This window comes from Paenibacillus sp. FSL R7-0128 (assembly GCF_038002245.1).
Taxonomy (GTDB): Bacteria; Bacillota; Bacilli; order Paenibacillales; family Paenibacillaceae; genus Paenibacillus_AQ; species Paenibacillus_AQ silagei.
On sequence record NZ_JBBOCD010000001.1, the window covers coordinates 7,424,350 to 7,438,732 of the forward strand.

At 53.4% G+C, this 14,383-nt stretch carries 14 protein-coding genes; 3 read left to right on the top strand and 11 right to left on the bottom strand.

Features of this window, described 5'->3' with window-relative positions; all coding sequences use genetic code 11:
* The first annotated feature begins 1 nt into the window (after position 1).
* Together NST26_RS31750 and NST26_RS31755 are read left to right on the top strand one after the other, a co-directional pair.
* The gene (locus NST26_RS31750; RefSeq protein ID WP_340980690.1) at positions 2-1,225 is read left to right on the top strand and encodes a UvrB/UvrC motif-containing protein; all 1,224 of its coding nucleotides are present in this window, start codon (positions 2-4) and stop codon (positions 1,223-1,225) included.
* 96 nt (positions 1,226-1,321) lie between these two features.
* Positions 1,322-2,149, top strand: a complete 828-nt coding sequence (locus tag NST26_RS31755) for a GNAT family N-acetyltransferase (RefSeq protein WP_340980691.1) — start codon at positions 1,322-1,324, stop codon at positions 2,147-2,149.
* A 17-nt stretch (positions 2,150-2,166) separates the two neighbouring features.
* Here the strand turns inward: NST26_RS31755 and NST26_RS31760 are convergent, their stop codons facing one another.
* The 10 genes from NST26_RS31760 to NST26_RS31805 form a co-directional block, all read right to left on the bottom strand.
* Positions 2,167-3,402: an alpha/beta hydrolase family protein gene (locus NST26_RS31760; protein ID WP_340980692.1), complete on the bottom strand. Its 1,236-nt coding sequence runs from the start codon at positions 3,400-3,402 to the stop codon at positions 2,167-2,169.
* Positions 3,403-3,534: 132 nt separating this feature from the next.
* Positions 3,535-3,969, bottom strand: coding sequence for a DUF3021 family protein (locus NST26_RS31765; protein WP_340980693.1), 435 nt, complete (start codon positions 3,967-3,969; stop codon positions 3,535-3,537).
* Between the two features lie 16 nt (positions 3,970-3,985).
* Complete coding sequence (locus NST26_RS31770) at positions 3,986-4,441, bottom strand: LytTR family DNA-binding domain-containing protein (protein WP_340980892.1); 456 nt, start codon at positions 4,439-4,441, stop codon at positions 3,986-3,988.
* 181 nt (positions 4,442-4,622) lie between these two features.
* On the bottom strand, positions 4,623-5,423 hold the full coding sequence (locus NST26_RS31775; RefSeq protein ID WP_340980694.1) for an ABC transporter ATP-binding protein: 801 nt from the start codon (positions 5,421-5,423) through the stop codon (positions 4,623-4,625).
* On the bottom strand, positions 5,423-6,454 hold the full coding sequence (locus NST26_RS31780; protein WP_340957281.1) for a FecCD family ABC transporter permease: 1,032 nt from the start codon (positions 6,452-6,454) through the stop codon (positions 5,423-5,425). Before NST26_RS31780 ends, NST26_RS31775 begins: the two co-directional genes overlap by 1 nt.
* Positions 6,451-7,491, bottom strand: coding sequence for a FecCD family ABC transporter permease (locus NST26_RS31785; RefSeq protein WP_036722784.1), 1,041 nt, complete (start codon positions 7,489-7,491; stop codon positions 6,451-6,453). The genes NST26_RS31780 and NST26_RS31785 overlap by 4 nt, the downstream gene beginning before the upstream one ends.
* Positions 7,488-8,579 (bottom strand): iron-siderophore ABC transporter substrate-binding protein, encoded by a 1,092-nt coding sequence (locus NST26_RS31790; RefSeq protein WP_209868755.1) that lies wholly within the window; start codon positions 8,577-8,579, stop codon positions 7,488-7,490. Before NST26_RS31790 ends, NST26_RS31785 begins: the two co-directional genes overlap by 4 nt.
* 207 nt (positions 8,580-8,786) lie before the next feature.
* Positions 8,787-10,415 (bottom strand): copper amine oxidase N-terminal domain-containing protein, encoded by a 1,629-nt coding sequence (locus NST26_RS31795; RefSeq protein WP_340957277.1) that lies wholly within the window; start codon positions 10,413-10,415, stop codon positions 8,787-8,789.
* 354 nt (positions 10,416-10,769) lie between these two features.
* Positions 10,770-11,624, bottom strand: coding sequence for an SDR family oxidoreductase (locus NST26_RS31800; protein WP_036722790.1), 855 nt, complete (start codon positions 11,622-11,624; stop codon positions 10,770-10,772).
* A 128-nt stretch (positions 11,625-11,752) separates the two neighbouring features.
* Positions 11,753-12,337, bottom strand: a complete 585-nt coding sequence (locus tag NST26_RS31805) for an NAD(P)H-dependent oxidoreductase (RefSeq protein WP_036722791.1) — start codon at positions 12,335-12,337, stop codon at positions 11,753-11,755.
* A 121-nt stretch (positions 12,338-12,458) separates the two neighbouring features.
* On the opposite strand from NST26_RS31805, the gene NST26_RS31810 reads away from it, so the two are divergent.
* A complete protein-coding gene (locus NST26_RS31810) occupies positions 12,459-12,893 on the top strand; it encodes a MarR family winged helix-turn-helix transcriptional regulator (protein ID WP_076081387.1) in 435 nt (144 codons plus the stop codon).
* 29 nt (positions 12,894-12,922) lie between these two features.
* On the opposite strand, the gene NST26_RS31815 is transcribed toward NST26_RS31810, so the two are convergent.
* A complete protein-coding gene (locus NST26_RS31815; RefSeq protein WP_340957275.1) occupies positions 12,923-14,344 on the bottom strand; it encodes a DHA2 family efflux MFS transporter permease subunit in 1,422 nt (473 codons plus the stop codon).
* Positions 14,345-14,383: the final 39 nt, after the last annotated feature.

The window sequence follows — 14,383 nt, forward strand, 5'->3', positions numbered from 1 at the left end:
TGTGGATTATGTCACACCGCTGCTGCCGGAGCACCGGGAGGAGCTTTTCCTGTCGCAGGTGGCGGCAGCATGGTCTATACTTGAAAGATACGGAAGAAACTCACGAACGGAGGCGGCTGCCATGCCCGCACATCTAACAGACAAGGTCGCCAGCCTGCCCTTGACGCCTGGCGTATACCTGATGAAGGACGGCCTGGGCCATGTGATTTATGTCGGCAAGGCGAAGCAGCTGAGGAAGCGGGTCCAGTCTTATTTTTATAATAATAAGGGACATTCTCCCAAGGTGAAGCAACTGGTTAAGCATATCCGTGATCTGGACTACCGGCTGACCGACACGGAGCTGGAGGCCTTCATGCTGGAATGCCAGCTGATCAAAGAGATCAAGCCGATGTATAACCGCAAAATGAAAAATCCGCTCGCCTACAGCTACATTTCCATCGTGGACAAAGCACCTTACCGGCAGATTGAGATCGGCTACGAGCCAAGTACAGAGGCGGGCGGCCTTGTCTATGGCCCTTATACCAGCCGGAGTACGGTCGAGAGAGCGGTGCTGGGCATCAAAGAATCACAGCGTATTCTGTGCAGCAGCCCCCATTCCCGCAACTCACGGTGCCTGAACCACTCGCTGGGCTTATGCATCGGCATGTGCGGAGGCGGGGAGGCAGCTGTGGCACAGTATGAAGCAGTCATAGACGAGATCATCTGCCTGCTGGAAGGCAGGGACAGCCGGATTGTAGCCGGACTGGAAGCCCGCATGGAGGAAGCTGCGCTGCGGTTCGACTTCGAGACCGCCGCCAAATTCCGCGATTATCTGGGGGCGGTTCACTCGCTGCTGCAGAAGGAGCAAGTGATCGAATTCACCGGAGCCAACAAGAATATTATCGTGCTGGAGCCAGTAGACGAGCACTCCCATAAGCTGATCCTCATCAAGGGCAGCGTGATCCTCTACCGTACCCTGCTGGCAAGGGACGCCCTGAACGAGGGGCAGCTCACCGGGATGATCGCTGCATCCGCCCGGGAGGTCTTCCACAGCAGTAGCCAGACCGCCGCTACGGAAGAGATGAGCCGCCACAAGATCGACGAGGCACAGATCATCTACAGCTACCTGAAGAGCAGCTCCAGCCATTATCTGCTCGTCCCGCTAGAGTGGCTGGAGGATGAGGGTTTGACGGGGTTAGAGGAAGGGATAGCGGAGCTCGTTCAGTCTTCTGTCTTGGATATGTAGCAATTGATTATAGAGAAACTCTACCATCAGTCCCCTGATGAATCATGTCATAATTTGTATGATCGTTGAAGATTCGTTGAGTACAGGAGGACATTGATGAACATACAGATTATTCATCCCGAAGCAGACCAGTACGGGAACAGCAGAGAGAATATCTTCATTGCTTTGGGTGAGCAAGGAGATTACCTGGGCAGTGCCTATACCTATCCGGCGATCAATCATCACCAGACACCGGACACCCCATATCTGATCTATATAAGCGTTGACCCCGCTGAACATTCGGATGAAATTGTACAGCAGGAAGTTAGCCGGGAGCTGTTTAACCAAGTACTGATCCGGGCGAGAGAGCTGCGGGCATTACGGCCGGACTTAACCGCCAGAATCTACGGCGAATTCCAAGCAGACCAGAAGCAGCGTGACTTTTACATAGGGACCCAGTTCGAAGCAAATTACAGCATAATTATGGAGGCCTCTATTGCGGAAGGCTTCACTTACAACCTGCCGGAAGAGATAACCGTGCAGCCGGAGGACCTTCATTCAGAGGACAGACGGATAGTCTACAAAGAGCGGTACGATACCATATTTATCACCCCACTCAATCTGGACACACTTGCGGAGCAAGGCAGACATCCCCATTTCCGCAATCTTTCGTTTAGGCGGGACGGCAGGCTGCTGGGAGGCTGTACCTTTTGGGCGGCAGATGGCTGCGGTTATATTGAAACGCTGTATGTTATGCCCGAAGCCCGGGGAACCGGAATCGCCAAGGTGATCATGAATTATATATTTGATTATTTCTTGGCAAATGGGATGAATCTGGCCAGACTCGAAGTCTGGGAGCTGAACACCTGCGCAGTTGCGCTGTACCGGTCCTTGGGCTTCACTAGGGTGGAGCATAAAACTGCGTTTCCCGGAATCACCTTATAGCCGCCGCTGCATCCCCTTTAATACACCGCCTGCGGCGCAAACCGGCCGGTGCCTTTTAACGTATAGTCATAGAATTCAAGAATTAGCCTGTTCATGGTCTCAATACAGTAATACTTATCGATATCCGCCTGCCCGCGCTGCAACATATTCGCCAGGATGGGGGAGAACAGCGGCAGATCGGTCAGGCTCAAGTGCTTGGCTCCCTCAAAATGAACGGTATACGCATCCTTGAAGTTCGGATTGCCAGTGTTATTCGCTGCGTAAGCCGAGTTCTTCCCGAGCTGTCTCCACACATCGTCCGTGTATATGTTCAGCAGCGGTACGCGGTAAGGCTCATCTTTGGCCGCCAGATCATTCATCTTCCGGTCATACACCAGCTCGGTGAAGAACGGGGCATCCAGATTGACAACAGCATCCACATCGCTGCGCTCCCGGCCAAGCGCGACGCTTGCCGCACCACCCATGGAGTGGCCGATTACGCCAATATGCTCCGTATCAATTAGTTGGTACACGGGGTCCTCGCTACTGGCGGCTTTCTCCAGGATATGATCGATTACCAGATTCATGTCTCCGGTCCGCAGCTTCATCCATTTTTGCGTAAGGCCGTATAGCTCCTCCATGGTGTAAATCCCGTCTTTGTTGGAATCGTTAACTTCCCGCATATAATCAGCATTAATCATAGTGACCTTCCCGTCCACGCTCTGTGTATAAAAGGAATGGTAAGGATGATCGACGGATGCCACAACATAGCCGTGACTGGCCAGCTCCGTGAAGGTTGAAGCGTTGCTCTCTCTAACCCCAAAGGCGCCATGGGAAAAGACGATCAGCGGGTACGTTCCCTCCGCGTGGCCGGGATACCAGAACTCCACATTCACCCTCCGGCGCTCTCCGGTATCCGTAAATCCCTCCATCCGGTTAGGGTCCGTATAGGTGTACACAGCCGTTCTGACCTCATATTCCCCGGTCACTTCAGGTGCACGGTACTGCGGGAATAGAATAGGCGGGATAAGTGAGATTAGCAGCGCCACAGCGGTTAGCAGCCTTTTACACACCCGGGTTGAACGTCTGGACGGTCTCACGCCTGTCTTCTTGCGGAGCAGATCAACCGAGCCTTTCAGCGCAAAAATAAACAGCAATGCCGCCAGCAATCCCCAACTAAAACCCCACTCGATCACAGGGGACAATGTCAGAATAACGAATACGATAAATAGGGTAATTCTAATCCAGCTTAAGAGCTTGATGCGGCTGTACATAGGGATAATTCTCCTTTTCGCGTGAGGTGATGAATTCATCATAAAAAACTGCGAAAAGGGTGTATACCCATTTACGGTAAGCTGTAGCTACAGGGCAATAAGATGCATAAAAGCGCGGCATTACCTACGGAATCACCCGCGAATGTCCTGCTTCACAGCCTTCAGTCTCTCATTAATCTGCTCCGCTTCCTTCTTATCCTTCTCATAGGACAGCAGACGGACAATGGCATAGACTACAGCGATTTGCAGGGCAAACAGAAGTGCAGCGGACAGACTGGCTATAACTCCGATCAGGCTGGCAAGGGCAATCAACAGAATCTCCAGCAGGAGAAAATGAATCACAATTCTAACACGCATCGCCTGCTCGCTTACCTCGTTAGGAGCGTACAACATCATGCCTGTCAAGGCTCCAAGCAGGGAGAATCCCATAATTGTATAGATGGATATCAGATCAAAGGCGAGTTCCGGCATAAAAATCTGCCGCAGCACCGTAATGATAATGATGATGGATGCGAAGATAACCAGAAAATCGCGGATGATATCTTTAACAACCTCAGAACGCTTCATGCTGTGATCCCCCCCTTTATAATCCAAGTCTTTGTTTCAGTACGGGCACATACTGTCTTGAAATGACTACACGTTCCCCATTATCAAGCAGTGCTGTGAACCTGCCGCTGAGGGACGGACGCACACTTTCGATCTTGGAGATATTCAGAATCGTGGATTTGGAGGCGCGAAAACAGTTCTTGTCCCGGCACAGCTCCTCCAGCTCATACAGCTTCTGCTTCACTTCATACACCTGGTTCTCGCTGTAGACAAATACTTTACCGTCCACAGCTTCGAAATAATAGACATCGCTGAGCTTAATGCGGCTGACCCGCTCTTCCTGAACTCCCAGGAGGACAAGAGTCTCTGCCTTAAGCTTATGTACAATCTCACTGATCTCTTCAGTTGCTTCATAGCATCTGATGATGATTTCCTCTTGCTGCTCCCTGCTGATATGCTCGATGGAAATTTTGATAGGATCACCTGCGTTAATTCAGATTGGAAGGTCTACCGCCTAATTCATGTTCATGATAAGGGAATGGATCTCATGCGGCAAATATAATTTCTATGGGTACACAAAAGGCTGCCCTCCGGTGGACCGGTCGGACAGCCTTATATGCAATGTGAAACTGCCGGAAGTATGACATCTGCAGTCCTTACTCTAGCGCATTCGCCTACCTGTTATGATACCGCCCCCGCGGCACAACCAGCGGGGAACCGGAGACCGGGTCAGGGATGACTGTGCTATCCAGTCCGAAGATCTCTTTGACCCGCCCGCTGGTGATGACCTCTACGGGTGAACCCTCCGCCACCAGCCTGCCGGAATGCAGTGCAAAGATATGGTCGGCATACCGGGCGGACAGGTTGATATCATGCAGGACCATCACAATGGTGGTTCCGTGCTTGCGGTTCAGATCGGTCAGCAGGTCCAGAATCTCCACCTGGTAGGTGATATCCAGGAAGGTGGTCGGCTCGTCCAGGAACAGGATGTCGGTCTGCTGAGCCAGGGCCATCGCAATCCAGACCCGCTGCTGCTGGCCGCCGGAGAGCTCATCGATATTACGGTTAGCGAATTCGGTAATATTCATAATCTCCATCGCTTCGGCCACGGCCTCGTAATCCTTCCGGGACCAGCCTCCAAGCAGGGACTGGTGGGGGAATCTGCCGCGTCCCACCAGATCGGCAACCGATATCCCTTCCGGCACAATCGGGGATTGCGGCAGCAGACCAATGACCCGCGCCAACGCTTTGGCCGGAATCTGCGAGATCGGCTTGCCGTCCAGCGTCACCTGGCCTGCGGTGTGCTTGATCAGCCGGGCCATGGTTTTGAGCAGGGTGGATTTCCCGCAGCCGTTCGCTCCGATAATCACGCTGATCTGCCGATCGGGGATCACCAGGTCTACCCCATGAATAATCGTCTTATTCTCATAGCCTGCTACAACCTGTTCAGCTCCAAATACATGTGCCTTGTTCATTATAACTCTCCCTTTCGATTCATGCGGATTAACAGGAAGATCAGATAAGGCGCTCCGAGTAATCCGGTAATGATGCCTACAGGGAATCTGTACTCAAAAGCAAATTGTCCAATCAGATCGGACGCCAGGACCAGATTCACGCCGACCAGACCTGCGGGGATGATGCTGGAAGCGCCGGTACCCACCAGTCTTTTGGCAATCGGCCCTGACAGGAAGGAGACAAACGCAATAGGTCCGGTAGTAGCCGTAGCCATCGCCACCATGCAGACAGAGCTGACAATCAGTGCAATTCGGGTCCGGTCGGTGCGGACTCCAAGCGAGGTAGCCGACTGCTCCCCCAGCTCGAGAATACTCAGATGCTTGCCCAGCAGGATGATGATTGGCGAACAGATCAGCACGATGATCACCAGCGGCGGAAGCTCGCGCATCTGTGAGCCGTTGAGGCTTCCAGTCAGCCAGCGGACCGCTGAAGGGATGTCCTTCTCGGAGCCGATCAGCAGCAGGTAGGAGATCACGGCATCCAGCATCGCCTGAAGGCCGATTCCGATCAGAATTAACCGCCCGATGGAGAAGGTTCTTCCCCTGGAGAGCACGTAGATCAGCAGCACTGTGGCAAGGCCAGCGATTACCGAAGCAACAGAGACTACAGCTCCGCTGGATTGAAGGATCACGATACAGTATACCGCAGCCGCACTCGATCCTGAGGTAATGCCAATGACATTCGGATTCGCCAGCGGATTGCGCAGCATCGTCTGGAAGGTGTACCCGGCAATCCCGAAGGCGAATCCGGCAAAAAGACCCGCCAGCATCCGCGGCAGCCGGATCACATTCACAGCGAAGGAGACACCCTTCAGCTCTTCGCCGGAAAGTGCGCGGATGACCTCCGAAGCAGGATAGATGGTATTCCCGAGCAGCAGCATCGCGCAGCACAGTACACAGGCAAGTACGGCAAGCAGGCTGGTAACAATCAAGCCCCGGCGCTGTCTCTGACGTCTGCCCGCCATAATGAATTCAATCGTTTCATTTCTCATAAGGACCGCACTTTCGACTTCATCGCTAATAGAATCAGGATCGGTGCCCCTACAAAGGCTGTGACTACACCGACTTCAAGCTCTCCGGGGCTTCCAATCAGCCGGCCGCCTACATCGGAGACCGTGAGAATAATAGCCCCGGTGACCGCTGACATCGGGATCACGAACCGCAGGTCCGAGCCGAGGATCAGCCGGATTACGTGAGTGGACAAGAGGCCAATGAACCCGATAGGCCCGGCCAGTGCCGTCACTGCTCCGCATAATAATACCCCGGCCAGCGCTGCTATAAGCCGCAGTGTCCCTGTGCGGACCCCGAGTCCGGTCGCCACATCATCGCCCAGGGCCAGCGCATTCAGGGCCGGAGCCGTAATGAAGGCAATCAGCATGCCGATCAGCAGGAACGGAAGGAAGGTTGTAATGCCGCTCCAGGTCCCCGCACCCACGCTGCCCACCTGCCAGAACCGGAACTGGTCCATGACGTAAGCGCGCGGAATCATGATAGCGGTAACCAGAGAGGACAGAGCCGCGCTGATGGCAGCACCCGCCAGAACGAGCTTAATGGGCGTGGCTCCGCCACGCCCCATCGAGCCGATTCCGAATACGAAGACCGCTGTAATTGCAGCTCCGGCTAAGGCTAACCATATATATTGGCCCGCAGTGCTTATGTTCAGGAAAGCAATTCCGCAGACTACGAACAAAGAGGCTCCCGTGTTCACCCCGAGGATGCTGGGATCGGCAATCGGGTTACGGGTCACCGCCTGCATCAAGGCTCCCGATACACCCAGCGCCCCGCCGCACATCAGGCTGAACACCGTCCGGGAGATCCGCTTGCGCACCACGTTTGCCCCATAGCTGTCCACTTCTGGACGGAAAAGCCCGTCCATCAGCTCATTCCAGCCTACATGACGGGCTCCCAGTACCAGTGAGGCAATGATGCACAGGACCAGCAGGACCATGCAGCTCACCAGCACCAGGATAAAATTCTTCGGCATATGCAATTTTAGCTTGTTATCGTCCGAGACTGGTGAACTCATCATTTTATTTTATCAATAGCTCCCCCAATTAAGGCAAGGTATTCATCAATCGTATACGCAATGGACAGCGGGTTCGGTGTTCCGGCAGCAACCAGCGGAGTATCACTGTCGATAAAAGCTACCGATCCCCGTTCAATGGCCGGAATTTTGCCGATCAGTGAATCTGCCTGAAGCGTCTTAAGCAATTCGTCATTGCCATAACCTACGATCAGATCTGCATCATACAGGGCTTCCACATTCTCGGAGCTTAAGCTGAGCGAGTAGCTGGTAGGGTCTGTAATCTGTTTGGTAATGCTCTCGGGATATATCATCCCCAGCTCATACAGGAATGCGACCCGGGAATCCACAGGTGTATAAATATGCAGTTTCGACAAATCCTCAGCGGAGAAATTGACCCAGACTACTTTTTTGCCGGCAATTTGCGGATATTTGCTCAGCTTGTCCTTAACCAGGGCTTCGGTGTCCTTGATGAGCTGCTCGCCTTCAGGCTTCATACCCATGCCTTCTGCGTTCAGCAGCACCTGCTCACGCCATGTCGTAGCCCAAGCAGCCGTCGGGTAAGCTACCACTGGAGCGATCTGGCTCAGGGTCTCATAATCTTCCTTCGTTAGGCCCGAGTACGCGGCCAGAATAACATCCGGGTTGGCGTCAGAGATTGCCTCGAAATCAAGACCATCGGTATCCTGGAACACATTCGGATCAGTTACATTCAGCTCCTTGAGCTTATCAGCGGTCCAAGGCAGCAGCCCGCTGCCATCCTGCACACCGAAGTTCGCAGCCGAGAAGCCTACAGGGACAACGCCCAGAGCCAGAGCCACATCATGGTTAGCCCACTGCACAGTAACTACGCGTTCCGGCTTGCTTTTAATTACAGCTTCACCAAGCGCATGCTTGATGGTAATCGGATAGGTCACAGCATCCTGCGCCGCTGGTGCTTCTGTGCTTGCCGCTTCGCTAGTTGCAGCTGCTGTAGGTGCCGGGGAAGGTGAAGCAGCTGAATTCGACTGGTTGGAGGAACAGCCTGCCAGCACTATAGTTAGCGCTAATGGAATAAATAATGTCTTGAAAGAGAACTTTTTGGTACGGTTCATGTGTGGACCCTTCCTTATCTGAATAGGTTTTTTATACGATAATGAGAATCATTATCGATAAATATATACGTGTCTGGACAGGTTGTCAATGTAAAATCTGGATTCCGCGCTCAACAAAAGCCCGCAAGCGGCACTAGTTACAGTGAGCCGCTTGCGGGCTTGGTCTAATCCTGGCCTAATATAGAAGGTTAACTTCCGTTCACAAAATCACATGCTCTTAGTCAACGTAATAGACTGATCGGCGTTGCCCCATTGTACGTTCCAGCCCAGTAATTCGGTGATGAAACGAAGGGGAACTACGGTTCTGTTGTCGTCGTTCACAAAGACCTTGGCGCCGACGGATTTTCTCATGCCGTTGACTTCCATGAAGTCTTTGTTCATCCAGAATACCAGGGTGTCGCTGCCTGCTGTAATGGTAACCTGCTGCGCCTGCTTGTCCCATTTCACCTCTGCCCCGATGCCTTCACTCAGATAACGAAGCGGGATGTAGGTCATTCCGCTCCAAATGAACGGCTTGGTATCCATTTGAGTTACTTTTCCGTTAATGTTCAGGACGCCGCTGCCCACCTTCATCCAGACTTTCATCATGGAAGCAGGATCTGCTGGTGTTGCAGGTGCAGGTGCTGCTGCATCCTGGAACTTATCGTTGAACTGCGTAACAATCGCATTGCCCAGCGCTTGGCCTACCCCGAACATCGTCTTGTAGCCCTCGCGGTTCGTCTTGTACGATGCGTCATAGTTGCCCGCTGCATATTGCGTAAGCACCTGCTGCACTTGATTCTCGTGGGTGGTCAATGCGGATTGTCCCGCTGACTTCGGCAGGTTGCCTGCTGTAGCCGAATCAAGGAAGGCTGCAAATTCAGTGGTGAAGCCTGCGATACGCGCTTCGACTGCCGCTTTTGCCGCTGCATCATTGTTCTTCACTGCCGCTGTGAAATCAGCCTGGGCATTCACATGATTCGTGACCCAGATCTTCTCGAAGGCCGCCGCCCCGTCTGCACCATAGATAGAAGCAATTGCTGCCTTGAAGTCTGCTGTATTCATGGCTTCAGCTGCAAGCAGCGCATTGGAAGCCGCTCTTCCGTCATATTGCTCCTGCATTTGCAGGACGGACAGAGCAAAGTGTTCACCCGCTAACTGGTTGAGTGCGGATCTCAGATCAGCAGCTTTGGTATCTGCCTTGGTATTCTCGAATTTAACAGGCATTTGCGTAGTAATCGCACTGGACAAGGCTTTGCTGATACTGAACATTTCTGCATAACCCTTACGGTAAGCTTCATACGCGCCCTTGTAATCACCGGCTGCATAATCCTCGAACACTTCCTGGACATGGTTCTCATGACTGCGGATAACCTGCTTCGCGGCAGCTGCCGGAAGCTTGCCCTCTGTTGCCGTGCCGAGGAAATTTCCGAACTCGTCTACAAAGCCGCTTACTTTGTCTTCTGCAGCTTGGACGGCTGCGGTATCCTTGTTCTTCGTCGCCTTCACCAGATCGTCGGTGTACTTATTATGTGCGCGGAAAATCCGTTCAAACTCTGCTGCACCTGCATCGCCGTACAGTGAAGCAATGGCGGGCTGCATATCGAGCGCGTTCTGATCAAGCGCCTGGTAGGCCGCTGCCGCATCCTTAGTACCGTCATAAGCCTTTGTCATTGCGGTTACGGCAAGGGTGAAATGCTCGGAAAGCAAATAATCCAGGCCCGCTCTCAGCTCGGCAGCCGGTGTATTCACCGAAGCCTTCATCATGGTGGCTGCCGGGGCTGCCTCCGCACCTGCCAGCGCAGGTATCATCAGGGTCAAGCTTAACATCGGAACGACTAATTTCTTCATCTTCATCTCAATTCACTCCTTAGGTTGGGGTAATATGTGGTGTTCACGTTGCCTGTCTGCCTGTTTGTCTGTACATACACTGAAACGCAGGGGATTCAGGTTTGGATCACAATCCCGGCAAAAAAAATAAACACCACCCCCAACCTTCGTCCCCCAACCCGCTTGTATCTCTAGCCGCGGCGCGGCTTACACCGCATTTTGCTCCCTCTGATCTACATCCAGCCTGCGCGTCTCCCGCTCAGATCATGCAAACGCAAAAAAAGGCTGCCTGCCGGTTGCCGAACAACCGGTATAGGACAGCCTCTTCTCATAGCAGGCCCTGCCAGAGTATAACTGGCGGGCTTGTTCAACCAACAGTAATTACCCCAGCAACGCGCGTACGCCTTCACTCAGCGGGGTAAGCGGACGGTTCAGCAGCTTCACGAGGTCGCCGCTCTCGATATTCAGCGCGCCATCACGGATGGCTGCCTGAATGGCAACGACGATTGGCAGCGCCGCTTCCGGGACGCCTGCACCTGCCATAATCTTCGCATAGGCGGTGTCATCCACCTGCTGCACAGCAACCTCCTGGCCCAGAACCTCGCCGACCACTGCTGCCAGCTCTGCCTGGGTAAGCGGAGTACCGGACAATTCGTAGATGACACTCTCACGGCTCTCTCCAGCCAGAACAGCAGCCGCCGCTTCAGCATAATCACTGCGCGTAGCCCAGCCTACCTTGCCGTCTTCGGCAGAGGTCAGCCATGGAGCGCCGGCCTTCACGGCCTGAATGGAGCCGACTTCGTTCTCCAGGTACCAGTTGTTGCGCAGGAAAGCATACGGAATGCCGGATTCACGGATGAACTCTTCTGTGGCACGGTGTACCGGTGCCAGGAACAGGGAGCTGTTATCGGCATCGCCTACACTGGTGTAGACGATGAAGCCTACACCTGCACGGACAGCTGCGTCTACAGCTGCCTTATGCTGGCGGATACGGGTGTCGTTGTCGCCGTCAGCCGAGACGATCAGCAGGCGCTCCACTCCGGCAAAGGCGGTGTCCAGCGTCTCCGGCTGATCGAAATCACCATGACGGACATCGACCCCGCGCGCCTTCAGGGCTTCTGCCTTCTCCGGGTTTCTGACACTGGCTACAATATTCCCAGCGGGTACGGTCTTCAGCAGAGTCTCTGCTACGATGGAACCAAATTTGCCTGTTGCTCCTGTTAATGCGATTGTCATCTCATATTCCTCCATTTGGGTTCTTGTATTTCAATCTCAGCTATAAGCTCTCGTTGACATCGGTAATCATCACTCATGTAACCATTGTAGTTACAAGTTGGCCGGATGTCAAATAGATTGTTCAAGATTCACCCCACTGTCTTGAAATAGCGGTAGATCTGCTCCAGCTTCTTGCTATGTTTCCCCTTCTTGCTCTCCATGTTACCGAATTCGAAGAACTTCACCTTACGGATGCCCACGTAGTTGAACAGGGCTTTGCGCATCAGTATCTTATGCGAGTTCCCCAGCCACAGCAGCGGGTAGTGGGTCGGCCCCTTCATGCTGGAGATGCAGATCACGCTCTTCCCCTTGAGCAGCCCCTCCGGCAAAAGTCCGCCCTTATCCCGGTAGGCGAAGCCCGATGCAAACATCCGGTCGATGTAGCCCATCAGCATCGCTGGCGGGCGTCCCCACCAGATCGGATAGACCAGGACGATCTGATCGGCCCACAGCAGCTGCTCCCTGTACTCTGCCAGCTCCGGTTCCCGGTACATATCCCGTCTGCGCCGATTCTCATTGAACACCAGGACCGGATCGAATCCGGCCTCATACAGATCAAGCACCTTCACTTCCGTAATCTTCGCATTCTCCTTGCTGCCGCGCAGCACTTCCTCCAGGAAGGCGTAGCTCAGGCTCTTATGGTTCGGATGGGTGTAGATCACAAGTGTATTCATCAGTGTTATTCCCCTTTAGTTGTCATTTGATAACAAAAACATACCACAGCCGCAAATTACTTGTCAAATGATAATTGTTTTTTGATAATTATTCTGGTATTGTGACCTCTGAGGTGATCTTATGGACAACAACCATCTTTTTCAAAAATTCATTGCCTTCACCACTGCCGTCCATCAAATAACGAATGATATTTCCAAAGATGTGAACTCAGACGGCTTAACGCCGCTGCAATATAAGATTGTTGAATACATCGCCGTCAGCCAGCCTGTTACGCTCAGCGAGATCAGCGACTGCATGAACATGTCGATGCCCAATACGAGCCGGGAGCTGAAGAAGCTCAGCGCAAAAGGGCTATGTACCCGCATCACCGACCCCGCTGACCGCCGCAGGCAGGGAATTACGCTCTCCGCCGCAGGTGAGGCGTTGATGAATGAGGCCTTCGGACAGATCGCTGTCCGGTTCGAGCAGCGTATTGCGGCCCTGAGCGCTGAGGAACGCAAAGAGACCGAGCGGGCCCTCGATCTCTTGCAGCAGAAGGTATTTTATTTGAGCTGAGGATACATCCTATATCCATATACGAACGGTTATTTCACAGCAACGCCCTTCGCGGGAATCTCCGTAGAGATCTCTTCCTTTCGCCGGATGAAGAAGGACAGAATCAGTGCAACCACTGCGGCTCCTGTGGTGACCATAGAAGCGACATTCATTCCATGAATTAAGCTATGGACATCGCCCGTCTGTTTCAGGCCGCCGCCGCTGTAGGTCATGATCGTCACAAGCAGCGCTGTCCCGATGGAACCGGCGACCGTCCGTAGCGTAGTGTTCACGGGAATGCCGTGGCGGATCAGAGCCGGCGGCAGGGAATTCATTCCACTGGTGACGACGGGCAGCAGGGTCAGGCTGACACCGACCATCCGCAGGGAGTAGCCCACTATCAGGAACGTATAGGACGTATGCTCCGTCAGATTGGAGAACAACAGTGCAGAGATGACCGTCAGGCTGATTCCGGTGATTACCATCGTTCTGGCACCTATTTTGTCAAAAATCTTCCCCGCGATAGGGGACATAATACAGATCAGAATCGCACCGGGCAGCAGCATCAGACCCGACTTGAGCGCGGTGTAGCCAAGCATGGTCTGCATATAGAGCGGCAGCAGGAGCTGCGCGCTCAGCATGATAATCATCAGGATCATACTGATTACAGTAGCCATGGTAAAAGCAGGACTGGTGAACACCCGCAGCTCCAGCAGAGGATTCTCCATCGTTAACTGCCGCCAGACGAAGAGGCCGAGCGCGATGAACCCCGCCGCAAGGGAGATCAGCACCTCGGTGCTCCCCCATCCTTTGCTGCCGGAGACGCTGAAGCCATACAGCACGCCGCCGAAGCCGAGCGAGGACAACGTCATGGATAAAGCGTCGGCTTTGCTTTTTACCTGTGGCGTAACGTTCTTCACGAGAAATACCCCAAGGAGCGTAAGCAGCAGCGAGCAAGGAGCCAGAATATAGAACAATAGCCGCCAGGAATGATCCTCCACGAGCCAGCCGTTCAGCACAGGTCCGATCGCCGGAGCGAAATTAACCGCAAGTCCGATCATTCCCATCGTGAACCCCCGCTGGGCAACCGGGATCAGGATGAACGTCAGGGTCTGCACCAGGGGAAGCATAATGCCCACTCCGACCGCCTGGATGATCCGTCCCGTAAGCAACAGACCGAAGCCGGGGGAGACCGCACACAGAAGCGTCCCCGCAGTCAGCATCCCCATCGCAAAGACGAATACCTGCTTGGTGGTGAAGCGCTGAATAAGATAAGCTGTAATCGGAACTACAATTCCCGTAACCAGTGCAAAAGCGGTCGTTAACCACTGCACAGTGCTCGCAGACAACCGGAACTCACCCATAATGTTCGGCAGCGCCGTATTCAGCGAGGATTGATTCAATAGCCCTGCCATTGTCCCGATAATTAGAATAGCCATGATAAGAATAGTGCCTTTTGGTGCCTTCTCCATTTCTGTTCCCCTCCACTAATTAAAATCTACAATAATAAA